The 22591-nt window shown below is 73.1% G+C and carries 21 protein-coding genes; 11 read left to right on the top strand and 10 right to left on the bottom strand.

Annotation, left to right across the window (positions count from 1 at the left end):
- Positions 1 to 28: 28 nt before the first annotated feature.
- Positions 29 to 688, bottom strand: a complete 660-nt coding sequence (locus tag ACFWJO_RS15640) for a pirin family protein (protein ID WP_386865317.1) — start codon at positions 686 to 688, stop codon at positions 29 to 31.
- 90 nt (positions 689 to 778) lie between these two features.
- Here ACFWJO_RS15640 and fasR point away from each other — a divergent pair, with 90 nt between their 5' ends.
- From fasR to fabF, 5 genes are all read left to right on the top strand, one after another.
- A complete protein-coding gene (gene fasR, locus ACFWJO_RS15635; protein ID WP_386865315.1) occupies positions 779 to 1960 on the top strand; it encodes a fatty acid biosynthesis transcriptional regulator FasR in 1182 nt (393 codons plus the stop codon).
- Positions 1961 to 2049: 89 nt separating this feature from the next.
- On the top strand, positions 2050 to 2976 hold the full coding sequence (locus ACFWJO_RS15630; protein ID WP_385692247.1) for an ACP S-malonyltransferase: 927 nt from the start codon (positions 2050 to 2052) through the stop codon (positions 2974 to 2976).
- Between the two features lie 18 nt (positions 2977 to 2994).
- Positions 2995 to 4026, top strand: coding sequence for a ketoacyl-ACP synthase III (locus ACFWJO_RS15625; protein ID WP_384417393.1), 1032 nt, complete (start codon positions 2995 to 2997; stop codon positions 4024 to 4026).
- Positions 4027 to 4087: 61 nt separating this feature from the next.
- Positions 4088 to 4336 carry an acyl carrier protein gene (locus tag ACFWJO_RS15620; RefSeq protein ID WP_386865312.1) on the top strand — a complete coding sequence of 83 codons (249 nt, stop codon included), beginning with the start codon at positions 4088 to 4090 and terminating at the stop codon, positions 4334 to 4336.
- 94 nt (positions 4337 to 4430) lie between these two features.
- Positions 4431 to 5693, top strand: a complete 1263-nt coding sequence (fabF, locus tag ACFWJO_RS15615) for a beta-ketoacyl-ACP synthase II (RefSeq protein WP_386865310.1) — start codon at positions 4431 to 4433, stop codon at positions 5691 to 5693.
- 334 nt (positions 5694 to 6027) lie between these two features.
- On the opposite strand, the gene ACFWJO_RS15610 is transcribed toward fabF, so the two are convergent.
- Positions 6028 to 6522 carry a DUF3145 domain-containing protein gene (locus ACFWJO_RS15610; RefSeq protein ID WP_384417401.1) on the bottom strand — a complete coding sequence of 165 codons (495 nt, stop codon included), beginning with the start codon at positions 6520 to 6522 and terminating at the stop codon, positions 6028 to 6030.
- Between the two features lie 262 nt (positions 6523 to 6784).
- Here ACFWJO_RS15610 and ACFWJO_RS15605 point away from each other — a divergent pair, with 262 nt between their 5' ends.
- Entirely contained in the window at positions 6785 to 7657 is an 873-nt protein-coding gene (locus ACFWJO_RS15605; protein ID WP_386865307.1) for an SGNH/GDSL hydrolase family protein, read from the top strand.
- A gap of 74 nt (positions 7658 to 7731) precedes the next feature.
- Here the strand turns inward: ACFWJO_RS15605 and ACFWJO_RS15600 are convergent, their stop codons facing one another.
- A complete protein-coding gene (locus ACFWJO_RS15600; protein ID WP_386865305.1) occupies positions 7732 to 10188 on the bottom strand; it encodes a beta-glucosidase in 2457 nt (818 codons plus the stop codon).
- Positions 10189 to 10345: 157 nt separating this feature from the next.
- Between ACFWJO_RS15600 and ACFWJO_RS15595 the strand changes: the two genes are divergently transcribed.
- Positions 10346 to 10969, top strand: a complete 624-nt coding sequence (locus tag ACFWJO_RS15595; RefSeq protein WP_386865303.1) for a TetR/AcrR family transcriptional regulator — start codon at positions 10346 to 10348, stop codon at positions 10967 to 10969.
- Positions 10970 to 11182: 213 nt separating this feature from the next.
- Here the strand turns inward: ACFWJO_RS15595 and ACFWJO_RS15590 are convergent, their stop codons facing one another.
- Both ACFWJO_RS15590 and ACFWJO_RS15585 read right to left on the bottom strand, forming a co-directional pair.
- A complete protein-coding gene (locus ACFWJO_RS15590) occupies positions 11183 to 12421 on the bottom strand; it encodes a serine hydrolase domain-containing protein (protein WP_386865301.1) in 1239 nt (412 codons plus the stop codon).
- A gap of 192 nt (positions 12422 to 12613) precedes the next feature.
- Positions 12614 to 13591: an NAD(P)-dependent oxidoreductase gene (locus ACFWJO_RS15585; RefSeq protein WP_386865299.1), complete on the bottom strand. Its 978-nt coding sequence runs from the start codon at positions 13589 to 13591 to the stop codon at positions 12614 to 12616.
- A 49-nt stretch (positions 13592 to 13640) separates the two neighbouring features.
- Between ACFWJO_RS15585 and ACFWJO_RS15580 the strand changes: the two genes are divergently transcribed.
- Positions 13641 to 14567 carry a LysR family transcriptional regulator gene (locus ACFWJO_RS15580; protein ID WP_386865297.1) on the top strand — a complete coding sequence of 309 codons (927 nt, stop codon included), beginning with the start codon at positions 13641 to 13643 and terminating at the stop codon, positions 14565 to 14567.
- A gap of 20 nt (positions 14568 to 14587) precedes the next feature.
- On the top strand, positions 14588 to 15313 hold the full coding sequence (locus ACFWJO_RS15575) for a carbon-nitrogen hydrolase family protein (RefSeq protein ID WP_386865295.1): 726 nt from the start codon (positions 14588 to 14590) through the stop codon (positions 15311 to 15313).
- Positions 15314 to 15406: 93 nt separating this feature from the next.
- Here the strand turns inward: ACFWJO_RS15575 and ACFWJO_RS15570 are convergent, their stop codons facing one another.
- On the bottom strand, positions 15407 to 17599 hold the full coding sequence (locus ACFWJO_RS15570; protein WP_386865293.1) for a M4 family metallopeptidase: 2193 nt from the start codon (positions 17597 to 17599) through the stop codon (positions 15407 to 15409).
- A gap of 145 nt (positions 17600 to 17744) precedes the next feature.
- On the opposite strand from ACFWJO_RS15570, the gene ACFWJO_RS15565 reads away from it, so the two are divergent.
- The gene (locus tag ACFWJO_RS15565) at positions 17745 to 18704 is read left to right on the top strand and encodes a LysR substrate-binding domain-containing protein (RefSeq protein ID WP_386865291.1); all 960 of its coding nucleotides are present in this window, start codon (positions 17745 to 17747) and stop codon (positions 18702 to 18704) included.
- A 174-nt stretch (positions 18705 to 18878) separates the two neighbouring features.
- Here ACFWJO_RS15565 and ACFWJO_RS15560 read toward each other — a convergent pair whose 3' ends face one another.
- From ACFWJO_RS15560 to ACFWJO_RS15550, 3 genes are all read right to left on the bottom strand, one after another.
- Positions 18879 to 19769, bottom strand: coding sequence for an EI24 domain-containing protein (locus ACFWJO_RS15560; protein WP_386865289.1), 891 nt, complete (start codon positions 19767 to 19769; stop codon positions 18879 to 18881).
- Positions 19770 to 19876: 107 nt separating this feature from the next.
- On the bottom strand, positions 19877 to 20299 hold the full coding sequence (locus ACFWJO_RS15555; protein ID WP_386865287.1) for an organic hydroperoxide resistance protein: 423 nt from the start codon (positions 20297 to 20299) through the stop codon (positions 19877 to 19879).
- A gap of 64 nt (positions 20300 to 20363) precedes the next feature.
- Positions 20364 to 21383: an NADP-dependent oxidoreductase gene (locus ACFWJO_RS15550; RefSeq protein WP_386865285.1), complete on the bottom strand. Its 1020-nt coding sequence runs from the start codon at positions 21381 to 21383 to the stop codon at positions 20364 to 20366.
- 90 nt (positions 21384 to 21473) lie between these two features.
- Here ACFWJO_RS15550 and ACFWJO_RS15545 point away from each other — a divergent pair, with 90 nt between their 5' ends.
- On the top strand, positions 21474 to 21923 hold the full coding sequence (locus tag ACFWJO_RS15545; RefSeq protein ID WP_386865283.1) for a MarR family winged helix-turn-helix transcriptional regulator: 450 nt from the start codon (positions 21474 to 21476) through the stop codon (positions 21921 to 21923).
- Between the two features lie 30 nt (positions 21924 to 21953).
- Here the strand turns inward: ACFWJO_RS15545 and ACFWJO_RS15540 are convergent.
- On the bottom strand, positions 21954 to 22591 hold a 638-nt coding region (locus ACFWJO_RS15540; RefSeq protein ID WP_386865281.1), incomplete at its 5' end, for a hypothetical protein.

Raw genomic sequence — 22591 nt, 5'->3', positions numbered from 1 at the left:
CGTGGCAGGCCTTCGTGGACGGTGTCCGCTAGACGGCCCGCATCTCCCAGACCAGGACCTCCGCGTCCGCCGTAGCCAGCAGCGCCAGCCCCTCCTCCCCCGTCACCCGGGCCGCGTCGCCCGCCGTCAGTTCCTCGCCGGCCAGGCGGACCGTGCCGCGGGCCACGTGGACGTAGACGTGGTCCGCGTCCGGGATTGCCGCGCGTTCGCCGAGTTCCAGGCGGCGGACGTGGAGCATCGCGCCGGCTGCCGGGAGGGCGTACGGGGTGGCGTCGGCTATGCCGCGGACCACGTCGTACGACGGGTCGCCGCCCGGCTGCGACGGGGCCAGCCACATCTGGACGAAGACCAGCGGGTCGGGGCCGTCGTTCCGCTCGACGTGCCGGACGCCGGCCGCCGCGCTCAGGTGCTGGAGGTCGCCGGGGCGGACCACCGTCGCGTGGCCCGTCGAGTCGCGGTGGGTCAGCTCGCCCTCGACGACCCAGGTGACGATCTCCGTGTGGCTGTGGGGGTGCTCGTCGAAGCCGGAGCCGGGGGCCAGGCGTTCCTCGTTGCAGGCGAGCAGCGCGCCGAAGCGGAGGTTGTCGGGGTCGTAGAAGCGGCCGAAGGAGAAGGCGTGCCGGGTGTCGATGCCGGTCTCGGGGTCGCCTCCGGGGTACCGCTCCCCGCCGCGCTGGATGCGTATCACGGGGTCACGGTAGCCGCGGCCACCGCCGCGACGGCGGTGAAACCGCCCCGACCCCGCACGTCGCCGTCCCGATAAGGCAGTCTTGTCCCCGTGTCTGAACCCGTGAACGCCGCTCACCCGCATGCCGCGACCCTGAAGCGCCTGGAGCAGTCCTCCGGGCGGCTCGCCGCCAGCGCCATTGCCCGTATGGACGAGACGCTGCCGTGGTACCGGGCGATGCCGCCCGAGAACCGGTCGTGGATCGGGCTGGTCGCGCAGGCGGGCATCGCCGCGTTCACTGAGTGGTTCCGGCACCCGGAGACCCCTCAGGCGATCTCCACCGACGTCTTCGGGACCGCGCCGCGCGAGCTGACCCGGGCCATCACGCTGCGGCAGACCGTGGAGATGGTCCGTACGACGATCGAGGTCATGGAGTCGGCGATCGAGGAGGTCGCCGCGCCCGGCGACGAGTCGGTGCTGCGCGAGGCGCTGCTGGTGTACGCGCGGGAGATCGCCTTCGCGACCGCCCAGGTGTACGCGCAGGCCGCGGAGGCCCGGGGCGCCTGGGACGCGCGGCTCGAGTCGCTCGTCGTCAACGCGGTCCTTTCGGGAGAGGCCGACGAAGGGGCCGTGTCCCGCGCCGCCGCCCTCGGCTGGAACTCGCCGGAGAACGTGTGCGTGGTGCTCGGGACCGCGCCCGACGGCGACAGCGAGCTGACCGTGGAGGCGATCCGGCGGGCCGCCCGGCACGCCAAGCTCCAGGTGCTCACGGGTGTGCTCGGCGACCGGCTCGTGGTGATCGCGGGCGGCAACGACAACCCGCTGGCCGTCGCCAAGGCCCTCATCGGGCCGTACGCGGCCGGTCCCGTCGTCGCCGGGCCCGTGGTGCCCGACCTGCTCGCGGCCACCCGGTCCGCGCAGGCCGCCGCGGCGGGCCTCAAGGCGTGTACGGCCTGGCAGGACGCCCCGCGCCCGGTGCTCGCGGACGATCTCCTGCCGGAGCGCGCGATCGCGTCGGACCCTTCGGCACGCGAGCAGTTGGTGGAGGAGATCTACAGACCGCTGGAAGAAGCGGGCTCGGCGCTCCTCGAAACACTGAGTGTCTATCTGGAGCAGGCGAGCAGCCTGGAAGGCGCGGCCCGGATGCTCTTCGTGCACCCGAACACCGTGCGCTACCGGCTTCGACGTGTGACCGACGTCACCGGATGGTCACCCTCCGACGTCCGGTCGGCCTTCACCCTGCGGATCGCGCTCATCCTCGGACGCTTGGCCGACGCGGATACGCAGTCCTAGACTTTTGTCGAACACCAACAATTCCCCCGACGGTTCTTCGTCCTTGTCCCCACGGGCGCCCAGGACCGTCCCCAAGAGAGAGTGTGAGGGTGCTCGTACTCGTCGCTCCCGGCCAAGGCGCTCAGACGCCCGGCTTCCTGACTCCCTGGCTCGAAATCCCCGGTGCCGCCGACCGCGTCGCGGCCTGGTCCGACGCCATCGGGCTCGACCTTGCCCACTACGGCACGAAGGCTGACGCGGACGAGATCCGTGACACGGCCGTGGCCCAGCCGCTGCTCGTGGCCGCGGGCCTGCTGTCCGCCGCCGCCCTCGCCGACGGCCTCGACCTCGCTCCCGGCGCGGTCGCGGGTCACAGCGTCGGCGAGTTCACCGCCGCCGCGTTCGCGGGCGTCCTCGACGACACCGCCGCGCTGCGTCTCGTGCGGTCCCGTGGTCTGGCGATGGCCGAGGCCGCCGCGATCACGGAGACCGGCATGTCGGCGCTGCTCGGCGGCGACCCCGAGGTGACCGTCCCGCACCTGGAGAAGCTGGGCCTGACCCCGGCGAACGTCAACGGCGCCGGCCAGATCGTGGCCGCCGGCACCCTGGAGCAGCTGGCCGCCCTGGCCGAGGACAAGCCCGAGGGTGTCCGCCGCGTCGTCCCGCTGAAGGTCGCCGGCGCGTTCCACACGCACCACATGGCGCCCGCCGTGGCGAAGCTGGAGGAGGCCGCCCAGGGTCTGTCCCCGGCGGACCCGACCACGGCCTACGTCTCCAACAAGGACGGCAAGGTCGTCACCGGCGGCGCGGACGTCATCGCCCGGCTGGTCGGCCAGGTCGCCAACCCGGTCCGCTGGGACCTGTGCATGGAGACCTTCCAGGAGCTCGGCGCGACCGGCCTGATCGAGGTGTGCCCCGGCGGCACCCTGACCGGCATCGCCAAGCGCGCCCTGCCCGGTGTCCGCACCGTGGCCCTGAAGACCCCGGACGACCTCGACGCGGCCCGCACGCTCGTCGCGGAGACGGCCTCGGCCTGACAAGGAGTGTCGACAAGCATGGCGAAGATCAAGCCCAGCAAGGGTGCCCCGTACGCGCGCATCCTCGGTGTCGGCGGCTACCGCCCGACCCGTGTGGTGCCCAACGAGGTGATCCTCGAGAAGATCGACTCGTCGGACGAGTGGATCCGTTCGCGTTCCGGCATCGCGACCCGTCACTGGGCGTCCCCCGAGGAGACGGTCACGGCGATGTCCGTGGAGGCCGCGGGCAAGGCCATCGCCGACGCCGGGATCGACCCCGAGCAGATCGGCGCGGTCGTCGTCTCCACGGTGTCGCACTTCAAGCAGACCCCGGCGGTGGCGACCGAGATCGCCGACAAGATCGGCTCCGGCAAGCCGGCCGCGTTCGACATCTCCGCCGGCTGCGCCGGCTTCGGCTACGGCCTCACGCTCGCCAAGGGCATGATCGTCGAGGGCTCCGCGGAGTACGTCCTCGTGATCGGCGTGGAGCGGCTGAGCGACCTGACGGACCTGGAGGACCGCGCGACGGCCTTCCTGTTCGGCGACGGCGCCGGCGCCGTGGTCGTCGGCCCCTCGGACGAGCCGCACATCGGCCCCACGGTGTGGGGTTCGGAGGGCGACAAGTCCGAGACCATCAAGCAGACCGTGCCGTGGAACGAGTTCCAGCTCGGCGACGTCTCGAAGCTTCCCCTCAACGACAAGGGCGAGGTCAAGTTCCCCGCCATCACGCAGGAGGGCCAGGCGGTGTTCCGCTGGGCCGTCTTCGAGATGGCGAAGGTCGCCCAGCAGGCGCTGGACGCCGCCGGCATCTCGGCGGACGACCTGGACGTCTTCATCCCGCACCAGGCCAACATGCGGATCATCGACTCGATGGTGAAGACGCTCAAGCTGCCGGAGCACGTCACGGTCGCCCGTGACGTGGAGACCACCGGCAACACCTCGGCCGCCTCGATTCCGCTCGCGATGGAGCGGCTCCTGGCGACCGGGAAGGCGAAGAGCGGCGACACGGCGCTCATCATCGGCTTCGGGGCGGGTCTCGTCTTCGCCGCGACGGTCGTTACTCTCCCCTAGGCACTCCGGATCTCTCCGGAAAGCCCGTTACCTCAGCACAGACACAAGAAGGAGCGCCAGCATGGCCGCCACCCAGGAAGAGATCGTCAAGGGTCTCGCCGAGATCGTGAACGAGATCGCCGGCATCCCGGTCGAGGACGTCGAGCTCGACAAGTCCTTCACCGACGACCTGGACGTCGACTCCCTGTCCATGGTCGAGGTCGTCGTGGCCGCCGAAGAGCGCTTCGACGTCAAGATCCCGGACGAGGACGTCAAGAACCTCAAGACCGTCGGCGACGCGACCGACTACATCCTCAAGCACCAGGGCTGATTCGGCCCCAGCCGGACCCGCTTCGGCTGACCCGGTCCGCCACCCAGCGGTGGCGCCGTTTTTCGACCATCACACACATGGAGAAAGAATTCCTGTGAGCTCGACCAATCGCACCGTGGTCGTCACCGGTATCGGCGCAACCACTCCGCTGGGTGGCGACTCCGCTTCCACCTGGGAGGGCCTCCTCGCGGGACGCTCCGGCGTCCGGCCCCTCGAGGGCGAACGCTTCGCGGAACTGCCCGTGCGGATCGCCGCGCAGATCGCCGTCGACCCGTCCGAGGTGCTCCCCCGTCCGCAGGCCCGCAAGCTGGACCGCTCGGCGCAGTTCGCGCTGATCGCGGCCCGCGAGGCGTGGGCCGACGCGGGCTACACCGCCCCGGCCGGCGAGGACGCCAAGATCGCTCCCGAGCGGCTCGGCTCCGTCATCGCCTCCGGCATCGGCGGTGTCACCACCCTGCTCGACCAGTACGACGTGCTGAAGGAGTCCGGCGTCCGCCGCGTCTCCCCGCACACCGTGCCGATGCTCATGCCCAACAGCCCCTCCGCCAACGTCGGCCTGGAGGTGAACGCCCGCGCCGGCGTCCACACCCCCGTGTCCGCGTGCGCGTCGGGCGCCGAGGCCATCGGCTACGCCATCGAGATGATCCGCACCGGCCGTGCCGACGTGGTCGTCGCCGGCGGCACCGAGGCGGCGATCCACCCGCTGCCGATCGCGGCCTTCGCCAACATGATGGCGATGTCCAAGAGCAACGAGGAGCCCGAGAAGGCCTCCCGCCCCTACGACAAGGCCCGTGACGGCTTCGTCCTGGGCGAGGGCGCGGGCGTGATCGTGCTCGAGTCCGAGGAGCACGCGAAGGCGCGCGGCGCGCGGATCTACTGCGAGGCGCTGGGCCAGGGCCTGTCGGCCGACAGCCACCACATCGCGCAGCCCGAGCCGACCGGCCGTGGCATCGCGGAGGCGCTGCAGAACCTGCTCGACGCCTCGGACCTGAAGCCCTCCGAGGTCGTCCACCTCAACGCGCACGCCACGTCGACGCCGCAGGGCGACGTCGCCGAGATCAAGGCGCTGCGGAAGGTCCTGGGCGACGACCTCGGCCATGTCGCGATCTCCGCGACCAAGTCGATGACCGGTCACCTCCTGGGCGGCGCGGGCGGCATCGAGACCGTCGCCACGGTCCTCGCCCTGCACCACCGGGTGGCGCCGCCGACCATCAACGTCGACGACCTCGACCCGGAGGTCGACGCCGACATCGTCCGCGACGAGCCGCGCGAGCTGCCGCAGGGCACCATCGCCGCGATCAACAACAGCTTCGGCTTCGGCGGCCACAACGTGGTGCTGGCCTTCCGTTCGGTCTGATCCGTCGTCACAACATGTGTGAGGCCCCCTGCCGGAACGTCCCGGCAGGGGGCCTCACGCGTGTCGTCGCCCGCCGCGCCCACCGCCGTCGGCCGGGGAGGCCGGCGCGGCGGGCCGAAGCCCGTGAGGCGCCCCCGGCGGCGTGCGGTGCGAGGCCGTTTCTTTCGGATCAGGGCCGGATAGGCCGCGGCGTCTGGTGCGGTGCCTCGCAAGGCGCCGGAGCGTCGCGATAGCGGAGCTATCGGGGCGTTTCGGCAACGCGGCGAGGTGCCGTGCCAGGCGTCGCGGACCCGGCCAAGATCCGGAAGAGACGGCCTAGGGGCGCGGCGAGGAGTCAGACCACCTGGTGGAGCCAGCGGACGGGTGCGCCCTCGCCCGCGTAGCGGAAGGGCTCCAGTTCGTCGTCCCAGGGTTTGCCGAGCAGCTTCGCGATCTCGGCCTCCAGGACCGTCTCGCCCTGCGCGGCGCGGGCCAGGGCGGCGCGCAGCCGGTCCTCGGGGATCAGGATGTCGCCGTGGATGCCGGTGACGGCGTGGAAGATGCCGAGGTCGGGCGTGGCGCTGTAGCGCTCGCCCTCCGCGGTGGCGCAGGGCTCGGCGGTCACCTCGAAGCGGAGCATCTGCCAGCCGCGCAGCGCGGAGGCGAGTTTGGAGGCGGTGCCGGTCTCGCCCTGCCAGGAGAACTCGGCTCTCCAGGTGCCCGGGGACGCGGGCTGACGGATCCAGTCGAGCTGGACCCTCGCACCGAGCACGCCCGCGACCGCCCATTCGACGTGCGGGCAGAGCGCGCGCGGTGCGGAGTGAACGTACAGGACTCCACGTGTCGTCACCGGGACCTCCAGTGTGGGACGAGGTTCGCCTTTTCCCAGCGGCCTCAGTAAACAACATCACGAAGAATGAGCTTCGCAAACCCCCAAAAAGGGGACAGCATGTGACGTGATGTAATTTACCGGAGCCGATCGGCAGGGGCGCCTCTGGTTCGACGGGGGAAAAGCTACCGTGCCGCGCCCGCGTCGGGGTGACGTACGGTCGGTCGGGGGCGGGTGGACACGAAGCTTTCACTCGCGAGGACGCCGAGGAGGGGCCGCCGGGATGCGCGGGCGACGACGATTCCGGGCTGCCGCCGCGGCGGGCGCGCTGTGCGCGCCCCCGACCCCGGCGGGCTGCTCGGGCGGCGGCCGGGTGGAGGCGGCCGCCCCGAAGCCGCGGCCGGCACCGACGCCCGTCTGGAACGCCTCGCCCGGTTCGCTCGCCGCCGTCGGCGACTCCGTCACCCGCGCCTTCGACGCCTGTGCGCTCCTCGCGGACTGCCCCGAGGCGTCCTGGGCGACCGGCACGGACGCGGCGGTCAACAGCCTCGCGCTGCGGCTGCTCGGGCCGGAGAAGGTGGCCGGCCGCAGCTGGAACCTGGCCCGCAGCGGGGCCCGGATGGCGGACCTGCCGGACCAGATGACCGCGGCAGCGGCCGAACGCCCGGAGCTGGTGACGGTGATGATGGGCGCGAACGACGCCTGCCGGGACCGGGTGACGGAGATGACCCCGGTGGAGGACTTCCGCGCCTCCTTCACGACGGCGCTCGCCCAGCTGCGGGCCGGTGCGCCGAAGGCGCAGGTGTACGTGTCGAGCGTGCCCGACCTGCGGCGGCTGTGGGAGACCGGCCGGGTCAGCCCGATGGGCCGTCAGGTCTGGAAGCTGGGCATCTGCGGCTCGATGCTGGCGGACGCCGAGGACCTGGGGGCCGCGGCCGAGGAGCGCCGGACCCGGGTCCGCGACCGGGTGGTGGCGTACAACGAGGTGCTGCGCGAGGTGTGCGCGAAGGACGCCCGCTGCCGCTACGACGGTGGCGCGGTCTTCGGCTTCGCCTTCGGTCAGGCCCAGCTGAGCCCGTGGGACTTCTTCCATCCGAGCAGGAACGGCCAGGCCCGGCTGGCGGAGATCGCATACCGGGAGATCAGCAGGAAGTAGGGCGGCGGGATGCCCCCGGGCCCCGGAGCGGCTGTCAGGTTCCGCTCCGGGGCGGCTCTTGGCGGCGGGCGCCGTCAGATCTCCAGCGCCGCGGTCAGGCGGGCGTCCGCCAGGGAGTGGGCGGCCAGGACCTCGTACGCCCCGGGGACGACGGTCCAGCCGTTCCGCTGCTCGTCCCAGATCTCGAAGGCGCGGCGCGGCAGTTCGATCGTGACCTCGACGCTCTCGCCGGCGCCGGCCTCGACGCTGGCGAAGCCGGCCAGCCAGCGGGCCGGGCGCTCGGCCCGGTCCTCGGTGGGCGCGAGGTAGATCTGGACGACCTCGCGGCCGGTGCGCCCGCCGGTGTTGGTGAGGCGGACGGTCGCGGACTCCGGGGTGACGGCGAGGGACTCGTAGGTCCAGGTGGTGTAGCCGAGGCCGTGGCCGAAGGGGTACGCGGGGACGGCGCCGGCCCTGTCCCAGGCGCGGTAGCCGATGAACACGCCCTCGGCGTAGTGGAGTGCGCCGTCGACCGGGGTGACCTCGGTGACCGGGACGTCGGCGAGGGCGACGGGCCAGGTGGTGGGCAGGCGCCCGCCGGGCTCCTCGGCGCCGGTGAGGACGTCGGCGAGCGCGGCGCCGCCCTCCTGCCCGGGGAACCAGCTGAGCAGGACCGCGGCGACGTCCTCGCGCCAGGGCATCTCGACCGGGGAGCCGGCGTTGACGACGACCACGGTGTTCGGGTTGGCGGCGGCGACGGCGCGGACCAGGTCGTCCTGGCGGCCGGGCAGGGCGAGGTCCTTGCGGTCGAAGCCCTCGGACTCGACGCGCTCGGTGGTGGCGACGACCACGACGGCGGTGTCGGCGGCGCGGGCGGCGGCGACGGCTTCGGCGATCAGTTCGTCGGGGTCGCGGCGCGGCCCGAGGTGGACGAGGGAGAACATGACGGCCGGGAGCGGCGCCGCGAACTCCTTGTCGAGGGTGTGGAGCAGGGACACCTCGACGGTCTCGCCGGCCGTGAGGGCGACCTTGCCGCGCTCGACGGGCGAGCCGAAGAAGGCCTCGAAGGGGTCGGTCTCGGGGCCCATGGCCTGCACGCCGGCGAAGAGGGTGCGACCGGCGACGGTGAGGGTGTACGCGCCGAGGCCGCGGGTGCCGAAGGAGTGCTCGCCGCTCTCGCGCGGGGTGAAGGTGCCGACGACCTCGATGGAGGCGAGGTTCTCGTGGGTGACGCCGGCCGGGAGGTCGTCGCCGATCCACTGGACCTGGCCGTTGGGCAGGCTGCCCTCGCCGAGGACGTTCCCGGCGGCGTCGCGGCAGACCGCGCGGAGGGTGAACCCGGGCGAGATGGAGCCGGCGGGGGCGAGTTCGTCGCTGGGGTCGGCGCCGACCGCGTACGAGAGCGCCCCGTCGGGGAGGGCGGCGGTGAGGCCGTCGAGCGGGGAGACGACGTGGTCGGGGAAGACCTGGGCGGAGCCGCCGCCGAGGACCCGGGCGTCGCGGGCGGCGGCGCCGGACAGGGCGACGGTGGTGCCGGCGGCGAGCGGAAGGGTCCCGCCCTCGTTCCGTACGAGGACGAAGCCGCGGCGGGCCGTCTCGCGGGCGAGGGCGTTCCCGTCGATGGTCTCGGGGACCTCGGTGACGACGGCCGGGGCGCCGTCGAGCGCGCCGACGCGGGCGGCGAGCCGGAGCACGTTGCGCACGGCGGTGTCGACGGCGGACTCGTCGACCTCGCCGGCCCGTACGGCGGCGGCGAGCGCCTCGCCGTAGACGGTCTGCGGGCCGGGCATGGCGACGTCGAGGCCGCCGTCGATGTCGCCCTTGGTGGAGCGGGCGGCCATCCAGTCGGAGACGTTGTAGCCGTCGAAGCCCCACTCGCCGCGCAGCACCTCGTTCACGAGGTACCGGTGCTCGGTCATGGTCGTGCCGTTGACCTGGTTGTAGGCGGTCATGATGCCCCAGGGGTGGGCGTTCCTGACGATGGCCTCGAAGGGGGCGAGGTAGAGCTCGCGCAGCGGGCGCGGCGCGATCCGGTTGTCGACGGTGAAGCGGTCGGTCTCGGCGTCGTTGCCGACGAAGTGCTTGACGGTGGTGCCGACGCCGCCGTCCTGGACGCCCTGGACGTAGCCGGTGCCGATGGCGCCGGTGAGGAAGGGGTCCTCGCTGTACGCCTCGAAGTGGCGGCCGCCGAGCGGGGTGCGGTGGAGGTTGACGGTGGGCGCGAGGAGGACGTGGACGCCCTTGCGGCGGGCCTCCTGGGCCAGCAGCCGGCCGGCCCGGCGGGCGAGGGCCGGGTCCCAGGAGGCGGCGAGCGCGGTCGGGGACGGCAGGGCGATCGACGGGTCGTCGGCGGTCCAGCGGACGCCGCGGACGCCGATGGGGCCGTCGGACATGACCAGCGAGGCCAGGCCGATCTCGGGCAGGGCGGGCAGCGACCACATGTCCTGGCCGGCGAGCAGCCGCGTCTTGGCGTCCAGGTCGAGCTTGCCGAGGGCCGCCTCGACGGCTGCCTCGCGCACGGTGTCCGCGGTGTCAGCGGTCGTCTCCGCCATGGCCGTACCTCCTCGTGATGAGCCTTGTGCGGCCATGGTGACCCGCCTACCTGTAGATCGGTAGGTTACGTTAGCGTTTCGTTATCTGCGGAATGGCGTACGGTCCTGTCGACAGCGGCGTACGCAGACACGTCACGACCGGAAGGGGGACGAGGCCATGGCGCGGTCCAGGAGCGAGGAGCGCAAGGCGGAGATCGTCCGCGCCGCCCTCGAGGTGATCGCCGAGCGCGGCTACCGGGGCGCGTCCCTCGGCGCCGTCGCCGAGCGGGTCGGGCTGACCCAGCAGGGCCTGCTGCACTACTTCCCCACCAAGGAGGCGCTGCTCGTCGCCGTCCTGGAGGAGCGCGACCGCTGGGACACCAGCGGCGGCCGGGACCGCGAGCGCTGGCGGCTCGACCTCATGGAGTCGCTGGTCGAGTACAACGCGATGCGCCCGGGCATCGTGCAGACCTTCTCCGCCCTGCTCGGCGAGAGCGTCACCGAGGACCACCCGGCCCGGACCTTCTTCACCGAGCGCTACACACAGGTGCGGGAGAACATGGCGGACGTGCTGCGCGCCGAGTTCGGCGACGAACTGCCCGGCGGCCTCAGCCCGGAACGGGCCGCGCCGCTGCTCACGGCAGTGATGGACGGCCTGCAGTTCCAGTGGCTGCTCGACCCGGGCGCGGTGGACATGCCGGCCGCCTTCCGGGACTTCCTGCGCCTGCTGGGGGCGGACGGGGCGCCTGCCGGGCACGAGACCGGCGGGCAGCCCGGGAACGGGCGGAAGAACGAGGACTGACGGGTCGGGCGCGGGGCCGACGGAATTCGAACCCGCGCGGCCGGCCGCCAGGTCCGGCGACCGGCCCCTCGGCCCGGGCTTCGGGAACCTCCTCCGCCCGGGACTGCAATCGACCGCTCTGCCACGGCCCCGCGCCCTGTGGTCCCACGCGCGGAACCACTGCGGGCGAGCCTAACTTTCCTCACCCGGCGGGCACATGGGGTTTTCCGTGGCCTAGGGCCGCGCCTGACGCTGTGTCCGGCGCGGGGTGATCCCGCCCGCGTAGACGTTCTTCGGGGTGATGACGGACGTGACCGCGCGGGCGACGAGGGTCGAGGGCTCCTGGCCGTCGACGAGGGAGTCCGTGTTGAGGATGAGGACCAGGGTCGCCTTCTGCGAGGGCAGGTAGACGGTCACGGTCTCGTAGCCGGGCAGGGAGCCGTTGTGCCCGATCCAGCCGTTGGTGTTCAGGATGCCGAGGCCGTAGCCGGTGCCGGGGAAGCCGGTGGGGAGCGTCTTGAGCCGCTGGGCCTGCGTCTCGGGGCTCAGCAGCTTTCCGGTGGCGAGGACCGGGGCCCAGCGGCGCAGGTCCTCGAGGTTCGAGATCATCCCGCCGGCCGCCCAGGCCCAGCTGGGGTTCCAGTCCGTGGTGTCGGCGACGGCGCCGGTGAGCGTCTGGTCGCTGTAGCCGTGCGCGTGCGGCTCGGGGAACTCGGCGCCCTTCGGCAGGAAGCTGTGGCGCAGGCCGCCCGGCCGGACCACGCGGTCGTGGATGACGTCGGCGAGCCGCCGGCCGGTCACCTTCTCGACCACCAGGCCGAGCAGGACCAGGTTGGAGTTGCAGTACTCGAACTTCGCGCCGGGCTCGAAGGTGTTGGCGTGCCGGTAGCCGTAGGAGAGCACCTCCCACGGGTTGAAGGCGCGCTTCGGCTCGCTCAGGAGGTCGTGGATGAAGTCGGGGTCGGAGGTGTACGGGAACAGCCCGCTGCGCATCTCGGCGAGGTGGCGCAGCGTGATCCTGTCGCCGTTCGGGACGCCGCGGACGTACGTGTCGATCGGGTCGTCCAGCTTCACCTTGCCGTCGTCGACGAGTTCGAGCAGCGCGGTGACCGTGAAGGTCTTCGTCTCGCTGCCGATCCGGACGTAGGTGTCGGTGAACATCGGCCGGCCGGTGGCCTTGTCGGCGACGCCGGTCGCCCGGACGTAGCAGCCCTTGCCGGGCATCCACACGCCGACGACGAGGCCGGGGATGCCGGCCTGCACGCGGACGTCCTCGATCGTCCTGTCGAGCCTGGCGGTCAGCTGGGGGCCGAGGCCGCCGGGCGGGCAGTCGTCGCCGTGGTGCGGGCCCGTGCCCGCGCGCGGGGCCGGTGCGGCGTGGACGGGCGTGAGGGGGACCGTCGCCATCGGAGCGAGGACGGCGGTGGCGAGCAACGTCGCGGCGAGCAGCCGGCGGTGAGGGGTACGTCGCATGGTGGGGGCGCCTCTTCCAGGTCGCGGGCCCGGACCGGTTGCCGCCCGGGCGCGCACTCGTAGTCGGACTCGACCTCGGACGGCCAGATCAGCACCGGGTCGGGCGCGGACCGCACACCGCCCGGTCCGCGCCCCGGCGAGTCCACTCGTTCGGCGCCGCCGCGCGCCACGCCCGAGCCCGGGGGACGCCTGCTAGCGCGCGATCGCCGCCAGGTCCTCGCCCGCGAGGGACGGGTCGGCGGTCAGGGCGGCGTGCACGGCCTCCAGGACCGGCAGCTTCGCCGCGGTCGCGCCGGTCGCCAGGGCCACGTCCTTGGCGGCGAGCGCGACCGGGAAGTGGACGCCGGTCGCCGTGGCGCGGCCGACGGCACCGGCCAGCGGGCCCGCGCCGAGGGTGCGCAGGGCCAGGTCGCGGGGCAGGCCGAGGGAGTCCGCGAGGGTCAGGGCCTCCCCGATCAGCGCGACCCCGCCGATGACGGCGTTGATGAGGACGAGCTTCAGGGCGGCGCCGGTGCCGGGGCCGCCGCACGGCGTGACGGTGCCGAGCCGGTCGAGGACGTCCGCGACCGGGGCGGTGTCGCCGCCCGCGAAGATGAGCAGCTCGCCGGTGGCGGCCCGGTCGACGCTGCCCATGACGGGCGCGTCGACGAGGGTGACGCCCTCGGGCAGCCGGGCGGCGAGCGCGGCCACGGTGTCCGGGCCGATGGTGGAGGTGTCGATCCAGTGGGTGCCGGGGCGCAGCGCCGGGATCATGGTGTCGGCGACGGCGAGAGCGGCGGCCGGGTCGGCCAGCATGGTGATGACGACGTCGGCGTCGGCGACGGCCCCGGCCGGGTCCGCGGCGCGCACGGCGCCGTCGGCGACGAGCGCGTCGGCCTTGCCGGGCGTGCGGTTCCAGACGGTGAGCGGGTGGCCGGCGTCGAGGAGGCGGCGGGCCATGGGCAGGCCCATGTTGCCGAGGCCGAGGAAGGCGATCTTCGGCGCGGCGTGCCCGGGCTGCCCGGGCCCGGGCTGCCCGTGCCCGGGCTGCCCGGGCCTGGGCTGAGCGGGCTCGGGCTGCGCGGGCGCGGGACGCGTCTGCTCGTTGCCGTTCGCGGTCTCGTTCGCGCGGTCGCCGCCGGTCTCGTTGACGTTGTCGCCGGCGGTCTCGTTCGCGTTCTCGTTCTGCATGCCCTCGACGCTAGGGCGAGCCCTTCCATGCGACAAGCGAATGTCTAGCATGGCTGCCATGCCCACTCCGCATGGCTCGCAGAGCCTGTACGAGGCCTTCCTCGCCGTCGCCCGCGCGGGCTCCTTCACCGCCGCCGCCCGTGCCCTCGGCTACACCCAGTCCGCGGTGTCCCGGCAGATCCAGGCCCTGGAGGAGGAGACCGGCGCGGTGCTGTTCGAGCGGCTGCCGCGCGGTGTGCGGCTCAGCGAGGCGGGACGGGTGCTGCTGCCGCACGCGGAGGCGGTGCGGGACCGGCTCGCCCGCGCCCGGGCCGAGCTGGTGGCGCTGCGCACGCTGGACGGCGGGCTGCTGCGGCTCGGCGCCTTCTCCAGCGCGGGCGCGGCGCTCGTCCCGCGCGCGCAGGCCGCCTTCCGGGTGCGCCATCCGGGCGTCGTGGTGACCAGGGTCGAGGGCCCGTCGGTGAAGCACCTGGGCCTCGTCTCGGCCGGCGAGGAGGACCTGGCCGTGGTCAGTCCGGCCGCGGACGGCCCCGCACCGGAGGGCGTGACGCTCCATCACCTCCTGGACGAGCCGATGCTGGTGGCGCTCGAACGCGGGCATCCGTACGCGGGACGGCGCGACGTGCGGCTCGCGGAGCTGGCCGACGAGGAGTGGATCGTCGGCAACGAGCGGCTGGAGGACACGCTGTTCCGGCCGGCGGTCACGGCCGGACTGCGCCCGCGCACCGGGCTGGTCGCGCACGACTGGATCGCCAAGCTGGGCGCGGTCGCGGCCGGGCTCGGCGTCACGCTCGTACCGGCGCTCGCGGCGGCGTCCGTGCGGCCGGACGTGACGCTGGTGACGATCCACCCGGACGACGTGCCGTACCGCAGGATCTGCGCCGCGACCCCGCCGGTGCCGACGGTGGCGGCGACGGCGTTCCTGGGGCTGCTGCACGAGACCGCGCGGGAGCTAACACCCACAACGCGGTATTGATCCTTACAAGGAGACACGGGATGATGGCGGCCATGATCGTCGCCGCCTCGCAGTTCGCCCCGGTCGCCGGGGACATCGCCGCCAACGTCCGCGTCATCACCGGCCTGGTCCGCGCCGCCGGGGCCGAAGGGGCCCGGCTCGTCGTCTTCGCCGAGCTCTGCCTCACCGGCTACGAGCCGAGCCTGATCCGCCGCACTCCCGAGCTGGTGCTCACCGAGGACGACGCGCGCCTGGAGCCGCTGCGGCAGGCGTGCCGCGAGGCGGGCACCGCGGTCGTGGTCAACGGACCCGGCCACCGGCCCGCCGGCCGCCCCGGGATCACCTCCTTCGTGATCGGCCCGGACGGCTCGCTGCTCGCCCGCTACGACAAGCAGCACCTGTACGGGGTGGAGGCCGAGGTCTTCGCGCCGGGCACCGCCGACGGGCGCTTCGAGCTCGACGGGGTCCGCTTCGCGCTCGCCACCTGTTACGACAACCGCTTCCCGGACCTCGCCGAGCGGGCCGCCGCCGACGACTGCTCGGTCTACCTGGCCAGTTCGGTGCTCGGCGCCGACAACGACTCGTTCGCCGCGGTCTATCCGGTGCGGGCCCGCGATTTCGGTCTGTACGTCGTCCTGGGCAACGCCCTCGGGCCCAACGAGGACGGTGTGGCGGTCGGCATGGCCGGCGCCTGGGGCCCGGACGGCGGGCGGATCGCGGACGCGGGCCCGGACAAGCCGGGCTTCGTCCTCGCCGACGTCGGCTGAGGGCCGAGCCGTCACGGAACCCCCTGTCCGTGACGGCTCTCCCCCGCCCCGTGAGGGGCGCTCAGAACTCCCCTACGGGGCGCTGTCCACTCCCTACGGGGCGCTCAGGCCCAGCGTGTAGGCGCCGGAGCCGCTGTAGGCGTGCACCACGTAGCGGTAGTAGCCCGCGGTGCCGTTGTAGGTGATGTCCTCGTCGGCGCTCGCCGTGCCGCCGACCGCCACGTCCGCCCAGCCGGAGCCGTTCCACTTCTGCAGGTAGAGGTCGAAGTCGGCGCCGGCCGGGCCGCGCAGGCAGCCCACGTGGGTGCCGGAGGTCGCCGAGTAGTAGTACGAGCCGTCCGGCTGGGCCTCGGCCTGGCCGCTGCTCAGCGAACCCTCGTACGTGTACTCCGTGTTCGCGCAGCCGGTGGGCGGCGGGGTGTCCGTGCCGACCGTCAGCTGGTAGGTGACGGTGTGGGTGGCGGAGCCCTTGCCGGTGACGGTGATCGGGTAGGTGCCGTTGGCGGTGCCGGCCGCGACCTGGACGGTCATCGTCGAGGAGCTGCCGGAGGTCACCGAGGAGGGGCTGAAGGAGACGGTGACGCCGCTCGGCGCGCCGCTCGCGGAGAGCTGCACGGTCTGCGCGCTGCCGCCGGTGGTGGTCGTGCTGACCGTGGAGGTGACCGAGGCACCCGCCTGGACGGAGCCCGCGGCCGGGTTCAGGGCGAGCGAGAAGTCCGGCGTGCCGGTGCCGCCGCAGTCGGTCTCGCCGGACTGGGCGGGGACGCCGATTGCGTTCCAGGCGGTCTTCACGGCGTTGCACTCGGCGCTGCCGTAGGTGTTCTTGGCGGTGGCCAGGGTCGCCTTGCGGGCGGCGAGGTGGTTCCAGGAGGAGGTCTTCATCAGGAGCGCGCCCATGAAGATCTTGCCGGCCTTCTGCACGCCGATGCCGGTCACGGAGGACGGGCCGCCGGAACAGATGGGGCTCGACGGCTTGCCGCCGCCCGGGTTGGAGCCCTCCGCCAGCAGGTAGAACCAGTGGTTCTGCGGGCCGGCCGCCGCGTGCACCTCGGTGCCGGAGTTCAGCTGCGGGTAGCAGTTGGGGTCGCCGGCGAGCGAGGGGTTGTACATGTAGCGGATCGGCTTGTTGTCGCCGAGGAAGTTCAGCTTCTCGCCGACGGTGTAGTCCGGGGTGTCGTTGGGGTTGGCGGCGAAGTGCTCGGTGAGCGCACCGAATATGTCGCCGGTGGACTCGTTCATGCCGCCGTTCTCGTTGGACGAGCCGGCGCTGCCCGGGGTCCGGTCGAAGATCTCGTGACCGTACTCGTGGGCGACGACGTCGATGCCGGTGAGCTGGTTGGTGCCGTTCTGGTTGCGGCCGTACGTGGTCTTGGTGCCGTCGTAGTACGCGTTGACCTCGCCGAGGCCGGCGCGGGCCGGGACCATGCCGCCCTGGCCGTTGATGCCGTTGTAGCCGAACCACTGCTTGAGCATGTCGGACTCGCGCTGGGCCGCGTACATGATGTCGACGCAGGCGGTCACGAGGTCGTTGGCGGTGCCGTTGCCCCAGGGCGGCGTGCCGGTGTAGGCGCTGCCGTTCTGGCCGCCGCACCGGAAGCCGGAGCGGTTGGGGTCGGTCATCGAGCTCGCGGCGGTGTCGATGGTGACGTTGCCGTTGTGGTAGCCGCGGCCCTCGGCGTGCCTGACCTTGTCGGTGACCTGGGTGACCTTGCCGGTGCGGGCGTCGACGTAGCTGTCGAGGGAGCTCGGCAGGTCCTGGGCGGTGCGGCCGACGACCAGGGTGTGCCAGGTGAGGACGGGCTTGTTCCCCTTGAGCAGCACGGTGAGTTCGGGCGTGCTCGCGCTCTCGACGTCCGCGAGCTGCGCGCGGGCGGTGGCGAGGGCGGCGGCCTCGCCGACGGCGGCCCTGGTGGACAGCCTGATGGCCGGGGCGGGCGCGGCGGCGACGTGACGGACCTTGCCGGCGCTGTCGGAGAGGACGACGGCGTCGCCGCCGGTGACCGGCAGGCCCTTGTAGGTGCGCTCGTAGGCGGCGTAGTAGAGGCCGCCGGTCCACGGGGTGACGGCGGTGCGGACGAGTTCCTCGTCGCTGCCGTGGCGCAGCCCGTCGAGTCCGCTGGCGGCGGCCTGGTCGGCGGCGGCGAGCGCGAGGGACCTGCCGTGCCCGGGCGGTACGGGCTGCGACGGTCCGCCGGTGGCCGCGGTGGCGGTGCCCGCGAGGGTGCCCGCGAGGCTCGCCGTCAGCGCGAGCGCCGCCAGGGCCGCGGTGAGTCTGGTGGGGTGCACGTCTGCTCCGTTCGGGTGGGGGGAGACGGTGGGACGCGCCGAGTATGTGCATGGACATGGCAAGTCGGGGACATCCCACCCGGCATAAGACCCGCGTTATGCCGAACCCGGCCCTCCGCCCCGACGCGCTGCTTACCCTGCTGAAATGCAGCTGGAGTTGAGACATCTCGAAGCCGTCTGCCGCATTGCGGAAGCGGGCAGTCTGGGCCGCGCGGCGGCCCGGCTCGGCGTGTCCCAGCCGGCCCTCTCCGCGCAGCTGCGGCGGATCGAGCGGGCCGCGGGCGGGGAGCTGTTCGTCCGCGGCAGGCACGGCGTCGAGCCCACGCCGCTGGGCGAGTTCGTGCTGTCCAGGGCCCGCCGCGTGCTCGGCGAGATGGACGCCCTGGCGGCCGGCGCCCGCGCCGCCGCACCCCACCCGACGCTGCGGCTCGGCTGCATCCTGCTGGTCCTGATGGACCGGCTGATCGGTCGCCTCGAGGAGGAACTCGCGGGCCTGGAGGTCGAGATCGGCATCGAGCACTCGGTGACCACGCTCAGCCGGATGCTCGGCGCCGGACAGTACGACGCGATCGTGTACGGCGAGGTCGGCGACCACGAGGTGCCGCTGCCCGACGGCGTGGCGGCCCGCACCCTCGTACCGAAGGAACCGTTCTGCGTCCGCATGTCGGCGGCACACCCGCTGGCCGGGCGCGAGCGGATCGACCTCGCGGAGCTCGCGGGAGAGACCTGGATGACCATGGTGGAGGACGACGACGGCGGCCCTGAGGCACTGGTCGGCGCCTGCCGGAAGGCCGGCTTCACCCCGACGCTGCGCTACCGGATCGCCGACCGGAAGATGCACTACGACCTGATCGCGGCGGGCCGGGCGATCTCGGTGAGCCAGCCGACGGCGCCGCCCGCCGAGGGCACCGTGCTGCGCCCGCTGGCCGGCGACCCGCTCACCGGCCGCATCCGGCTCGCGTGGAACCGGGCCGCCGTCTCCGGGCGGCGGGCCGCGCACCTGTACCGGGCGGCGGGGCTCGCGTACCTGGACAACGTGCCCGTCAACGCCTTCCACCGGACGTGGTGGGAGGCCCGCCCGGAGCTGCACCCGGTCCTGGACTGAGCGGGCGGACCGGTGGCCCCGGCGCATCGGGGCGCCGCACCGCTCCGGGAGGCGAACGGCCCGCGGCGCACCCTGGATGCCGGGCGGACACGACGCGTGTCTCCCGGGTCCTGGCCACGCTGGGGCTGCGCGACCGCGCGCAGGCGGTGATCGCCGCCTAGGAGACCGGTCCGGTCACCCCCGGCGGTACGGCTTCGGGGCCGCGGCGGGCGTGAGGTGTCCGGCCGGAGCGGCCGGACCCGAGCGCTGGGCCGGGCCCTGGCCCGCGCCGCCGTGCTCGTGCTCGTTCGTGGGCGCGTTCGTGTGGGCGTCCTCGTCCGGGTCCGCCGTCTCGCCGTTCAGCTCGCGGGCCATCAGGGTGGCGCCGGCGACCGCGCCCGGCATCAGCAGGACGGCGACGAAGGGGACGAGGAAGGCGAGGGTGAGGGGGACGCCGAAGCCGAGGGCGGCCATGCGGCGGCCGCGCAGCAGGGCGAGCCGCTGCTTGAACTCGACGCGGCGGCGCTGGAGCGCCACCGCCGTGAGCTCCTCGGTGAGGAAGAAGCCGGAGACGGCGAAGCCGATCGCGGGGACCACGGTCTGCCCGACGACGGGGATGAAGCCGGCCGCGAAGAGCAGGATGCCGTAGAACGCGACGCGCAGCAGGACCCGGACGCTGTCGCGGGCGGAGATCCACAGTTCGCGCCAGAGCGGCAGCCCGGACTCGGGGGCCTCGCCGCTCTCGCTGCGGTCGACGGCCTCGGAGAGCGACTCGTAGAAGGGCTGCCCGATGAGGAGCGTGACGGCGGTGAAGGTGATCACGGCGAGGAACAGTCCGAGCGCGAAGACCAGGAAGGTCAGGGTGCCGCGGAGCAGGCCCTGCCAGGGCGAGCCCCAGTCGTCGGCGAAGGGCGTCGCCCAGGACGTCAGGTCGTCGGCGCCGTAGAAGAGGCCGACGAGCGCGCCCACATAGAGGACGAAGGTGACGAGACCGGGCAGCAGCCCGAAACCGAACCAGCGTCCGTGGCCGGCGACCCACTTCTGGCCGCGCAGCAGATAACCGAAGCCCACCCCGAAATCACGCATGGCGATCACCCTAGTGGTGGCCCGGCCGGTACGGCGAAGGACCGCACCCTGGTCGGTCAGGGTACGGCCCCTCTTCAGTCTGCGGGCCGAAGCCCCCGGCGTCTAACTCAGACGGCCAGCTCGACCGTGATGTTGCCGCGGGTCGCCTTGGAGTACGGGCAGACCTGGTGGGCCTTCTCGATCAGACCCTTGGCGGTCTCGGCGTCCACGTTCGGGATGGTCGCCGAGATCTTGACGATGATGCCGAAGCCCTCGTCGTTCTTGCCGATGCCCACCTCGGCGGTGACCGTCGAGCCGGAGATGTCGGCGTTCTCGTTGCGGGCCACGACGCCGAGCGCGCCCTGGAAGCAGGCGCTGTAGCCGGCGGCGAAGAGCTGCTCGGGGTTGGTGCCGGCGCCGGAGCCGCCCATGGCCTTGGGCGGGTTGACGACGACGTCGAGCTGACCGTCGTCGGTGGCGACCCGGCCGTCGCGACCGTTCTCGGCGGTGGCGACGGCGGTGTACAGGACGTCGGACTGCGTGATCGACATGCTGTTGTCTTCCTTCTGCGGTTCGCCGCGACTCGCGCCCACGATCGCGACGGCTGAGGGAAGACTAACGGGTCGCGGAAACGATCATCTTTCCGGTGTTGTCGCCGCGGAGCAGACCGAGGAAGGCGTCCACGCCGTTCTCGATGCCCTCGACGAAGGTCTCGCCGTACTTCAGCTCGCCGGAGCGCAGCCAGCCGCCGACCTCCTGGACGAACTGCTGCTGCAGCCCGTAGTGGTCGCCGACGAGGATGCCCTGGAGGCGCAGGCGCTTGCCGATGATCATGGCCATGTTGCGCGGGCCGGGGACCGGCTCCGTGTCGTTGTACTGGGCGATCATGCCGCAGATGGTGGCGCGGCCGTGCACGTTGAGCGAGGAGATGGCGGCCTCCAGGTGGTCGCCGCCGACGTTGTCGAAGTAGACGTCGATGCCGTCCGGGGCGGCCTCGCGCAGCTGGTCCTTGACCGGGCCGTTCTTGTAGTTGAAGGCGGCGTCGAAGCCGAGCTCCTCGACCAGCCACTTCACCTTCTCGTCCGAGCCGGCCGAGCCGATGACCCGGGAGGCGCCCTTGAGCCGGGCCATCTGGCCGACCTGGCTGCCGACGGCACCGGCCGCGCCGGAGACGAACACGGCGTCGCCCTCCTTGAAGGAGGCGACCTCGAAGAGACCGGCGTAGGCGGTGAGGCCCGGCATGCCGAGCACGCCGAGGTAGGTGGAGAGCGGGGCGAGCTCCGGGTCGACCTTGGTGGCGTGCTGGGCGGGCACGTCCGCGTACTCCCGCCAGCCGAGGCCGTGCAGCACGTGGTCGCCGACCGCGAAGCCCTCGGCGTTGGAGGCGACGACCTCGCCGACCGCGCCACCGTCCATCGGGTGGTCCAGCTGGAAGGGCGGGATGTACGACTTCACGTCGTTCATCCGGCCGCGCATGTACGGGTCCACCGAGAAGTGCAGGTTGCGCACGAGGATGCGGCCCTCGGCCGGCTCGGCGACCGGCTTCTCGCGGAGCGCGAAGTCCGCGGGGACGGGCCAGCCGTGCGGGCGGGCGACGAGGTGCCACTCACGGCTGGACGCGGGGAGTACGGACATCTGCGGTGCCTCCTGAGAAAGTTTCACTACCTGAAACAACCATGCGCCTGGATATTTCAGGTTGTCAAGTATCGGAGTACGATGGTGCCCATGCCCACCTCACGCACGGACCCCCTGACCCGCGAGGTCGTGGAACTCATCGGCTCGGTCGTGGCCCGCTACCACGAGGAGTACGAGGAGGCCGCGGCCGCGCACGCCCTCACCGGGGCGCAGGCCCGGGTCCTCGGGCTGCTCGCCCTGGAACCCACGCCCATGCGGAAGATCGCCGAGCAGCTCAAGTGCGAGCCCTCGAACATCACCGGGATCATCGACCGGCTGGAATCCCGCGGCCTGGTGGAGCGCCGGCCCGACCCGGCCGACCGCCGCGTCAAGGTGGCCGCGCCCACCGACGAGGGCCGCGAGACGGCCCGCCGTCTGCGCGACTCCCTGCATTTCGCCCGGGAGCCGCTGGGCGAGCTCACCGAGGTGGAGCGCACGCTGCTGCGCGACCTGCTGAAGCGCATGCTGGGCGAGCCGACGGCGCCGACCGCCGGCGCGTAAGCGCCCGCCCGCACCGCCCTGAGGCCTGGCCTAGACGCACCACCAGAGGAACCAGTTGCACGACGGTTCCGGGCTGGGCGTGGTGGTGGGGGCCGGCGCGGTGGACGACGGCGCCGGTGCCGAACCGCTCCCCGTGGGCGTGGCCGTGCCGCCGGGCGTGCCGGAGGGAGCCGTGGGGGCGCCGGTCGTCGCCCTCGGAGAGGGTCCCGGCCCGTCGCCCGCGCCGTCGCCGGACCCGGAGCCGGGGCCCGTACCGGAACCGCTCCCCGTCCCCGTACCCGTACCGGTTCCCGTGCCCTCGCCCGTGCCGCCGTCGCGGCCGGAGCCGCGTGCCGGGTGGGGCGTGGTCGTCGGGCGCGCCGTGCCGGACTCGACCGGCCCCGGGCCGTCGGGACGACCGCTCTCGGAGGGCGTCGGCTGCTCCGGGTCGAGGGGCACCTCGACGGCGTCCTCCTGCTCGACGGCGGTGGCGGGGCCGCCGTCCTGCGGAGGTTCGAGGGCCAGCTTGGCCATGCTCAGCGAACCGGCAGCGAGCACGAAGCCGAGGGTGGCGAGCAGGACCGTACGGCCGCGCCGCGACCGCGCCCGGCGCCCGCTCCGGCCGGCGGCGGCGCCGCTCCTGCCGCCGCCCCTGGCACGGCGACACACAGCGGCGCGCCCCTCGACCG

It is taken from the genome of Streptomyces sp. NPDC127092, from assembly GCF_042722475.1.
Lineage (GTDB): Bacteria > Actinomycetota > Actinomycetes > Streptomycetales > Streptomycetaceae > Streptomyces.
This window is presented reverse-complemented; position numbering and strand designations above follow the sequence as displayed.

Coding starts and splice junctions, on each gene's coding strand:
- ACFWJO_RS15625 (WP_384417393.1), top strand. CDS start 2,995: ATGGCGAAGATCAAGCCCAGCAAGGGTGCCCCGTACGCGCGCATCCTC.
- ACFWJO_RS15620 (WP_386865312.1), top strand. CDS start 4,088: ATGGCCGCCACCCAGGAAGAGATCGTCAAGGGTCTCGCCGAGATCGTG.
- ACFWJO_RS15605 (WP_386865307.1), top strand. CDS start 6,785: ATGCGCGGGCGACGACGATTCCGGGCTGCCGCCGCGGCGGGCGCGCTG.
- ACFWJO_RS15600 (WP_386865305.1), bottom strand. CDS start 10,188: ATGGCGGAGACGACCGCTGACACCGCGGACACCGTGCGCGAGGCAGCC.
- ACFWJO_RS15595 (WP_386865303.1), top strand. CDS start 10,346: ATGGCGCGGTCCAGGAGCGAGGAGCGCAAGGCGGAGATCGTCCGCGCC.
- ACFWJO_RS15590 (WP_386865301.1), bottom strand. CDS start 12,421: ATGCGACGTACCCCTCACCGCCGGCTGCTCGCCGCGACGTTGCTCGCC.
- ACFWJO_RS15585 (WP_386865299.1), bottom strand. CDS start 13,591: ATGCAGAACGAGAACGCGAACGAGACCGCCGGCGACAACGTCAACGAG.
- ACFWJO_RS15580 (WP_386865297.1), top strand. CDS start 13,641: ATGGCTGCCATGCCCACTCCGCATGGCTCGCAGAGCCTGTACGAGGCC.
- ACFWJO_RS15575 (WP_386865295.1), top strand. CDS start 14,588: ATGATGGCGGCCATGATCGTCGCCGCCTCGCAGTTCGCCCCGGTCGCC.
- ACFWJO_RS15565 (WP_386865291.1), top strand. CDS start 17,745: ATGCAGCTGGAGTTGAGACATCTCGAAGCCGTCTGCCGCATTGCGGAA.
- ACFWJO_RS15560 (WP_386865289.1), bottom strand. CDS start 19,769: ATGCGTGATTTCGGGGTGGGCTTCGGTTATCTGCTGCGCGGCCAGAAG.
- ACFWJO_RS15555 (WP_386865287.1), bottom strand. CDS start 20,299: ATGTCGATCACGCAGTCCGACGTCCTGTACACCGCCGTCGCCACCGCC.
- ACFWJO_RS15550 (WP_386865285.1), bottom strand. CDS start 21,383: ATGTCCGTACTCCCCGCGTCCAGCCGTGAGTGGCACCTCGTCGCCCGC.
- ACFWJO_RS15545 (WP_386865283.1), top strand. CDS start 21,474: ATGCCCACCTCACGCACGGACCCCCTGACCCGCGAGGTCGTGGAACTC.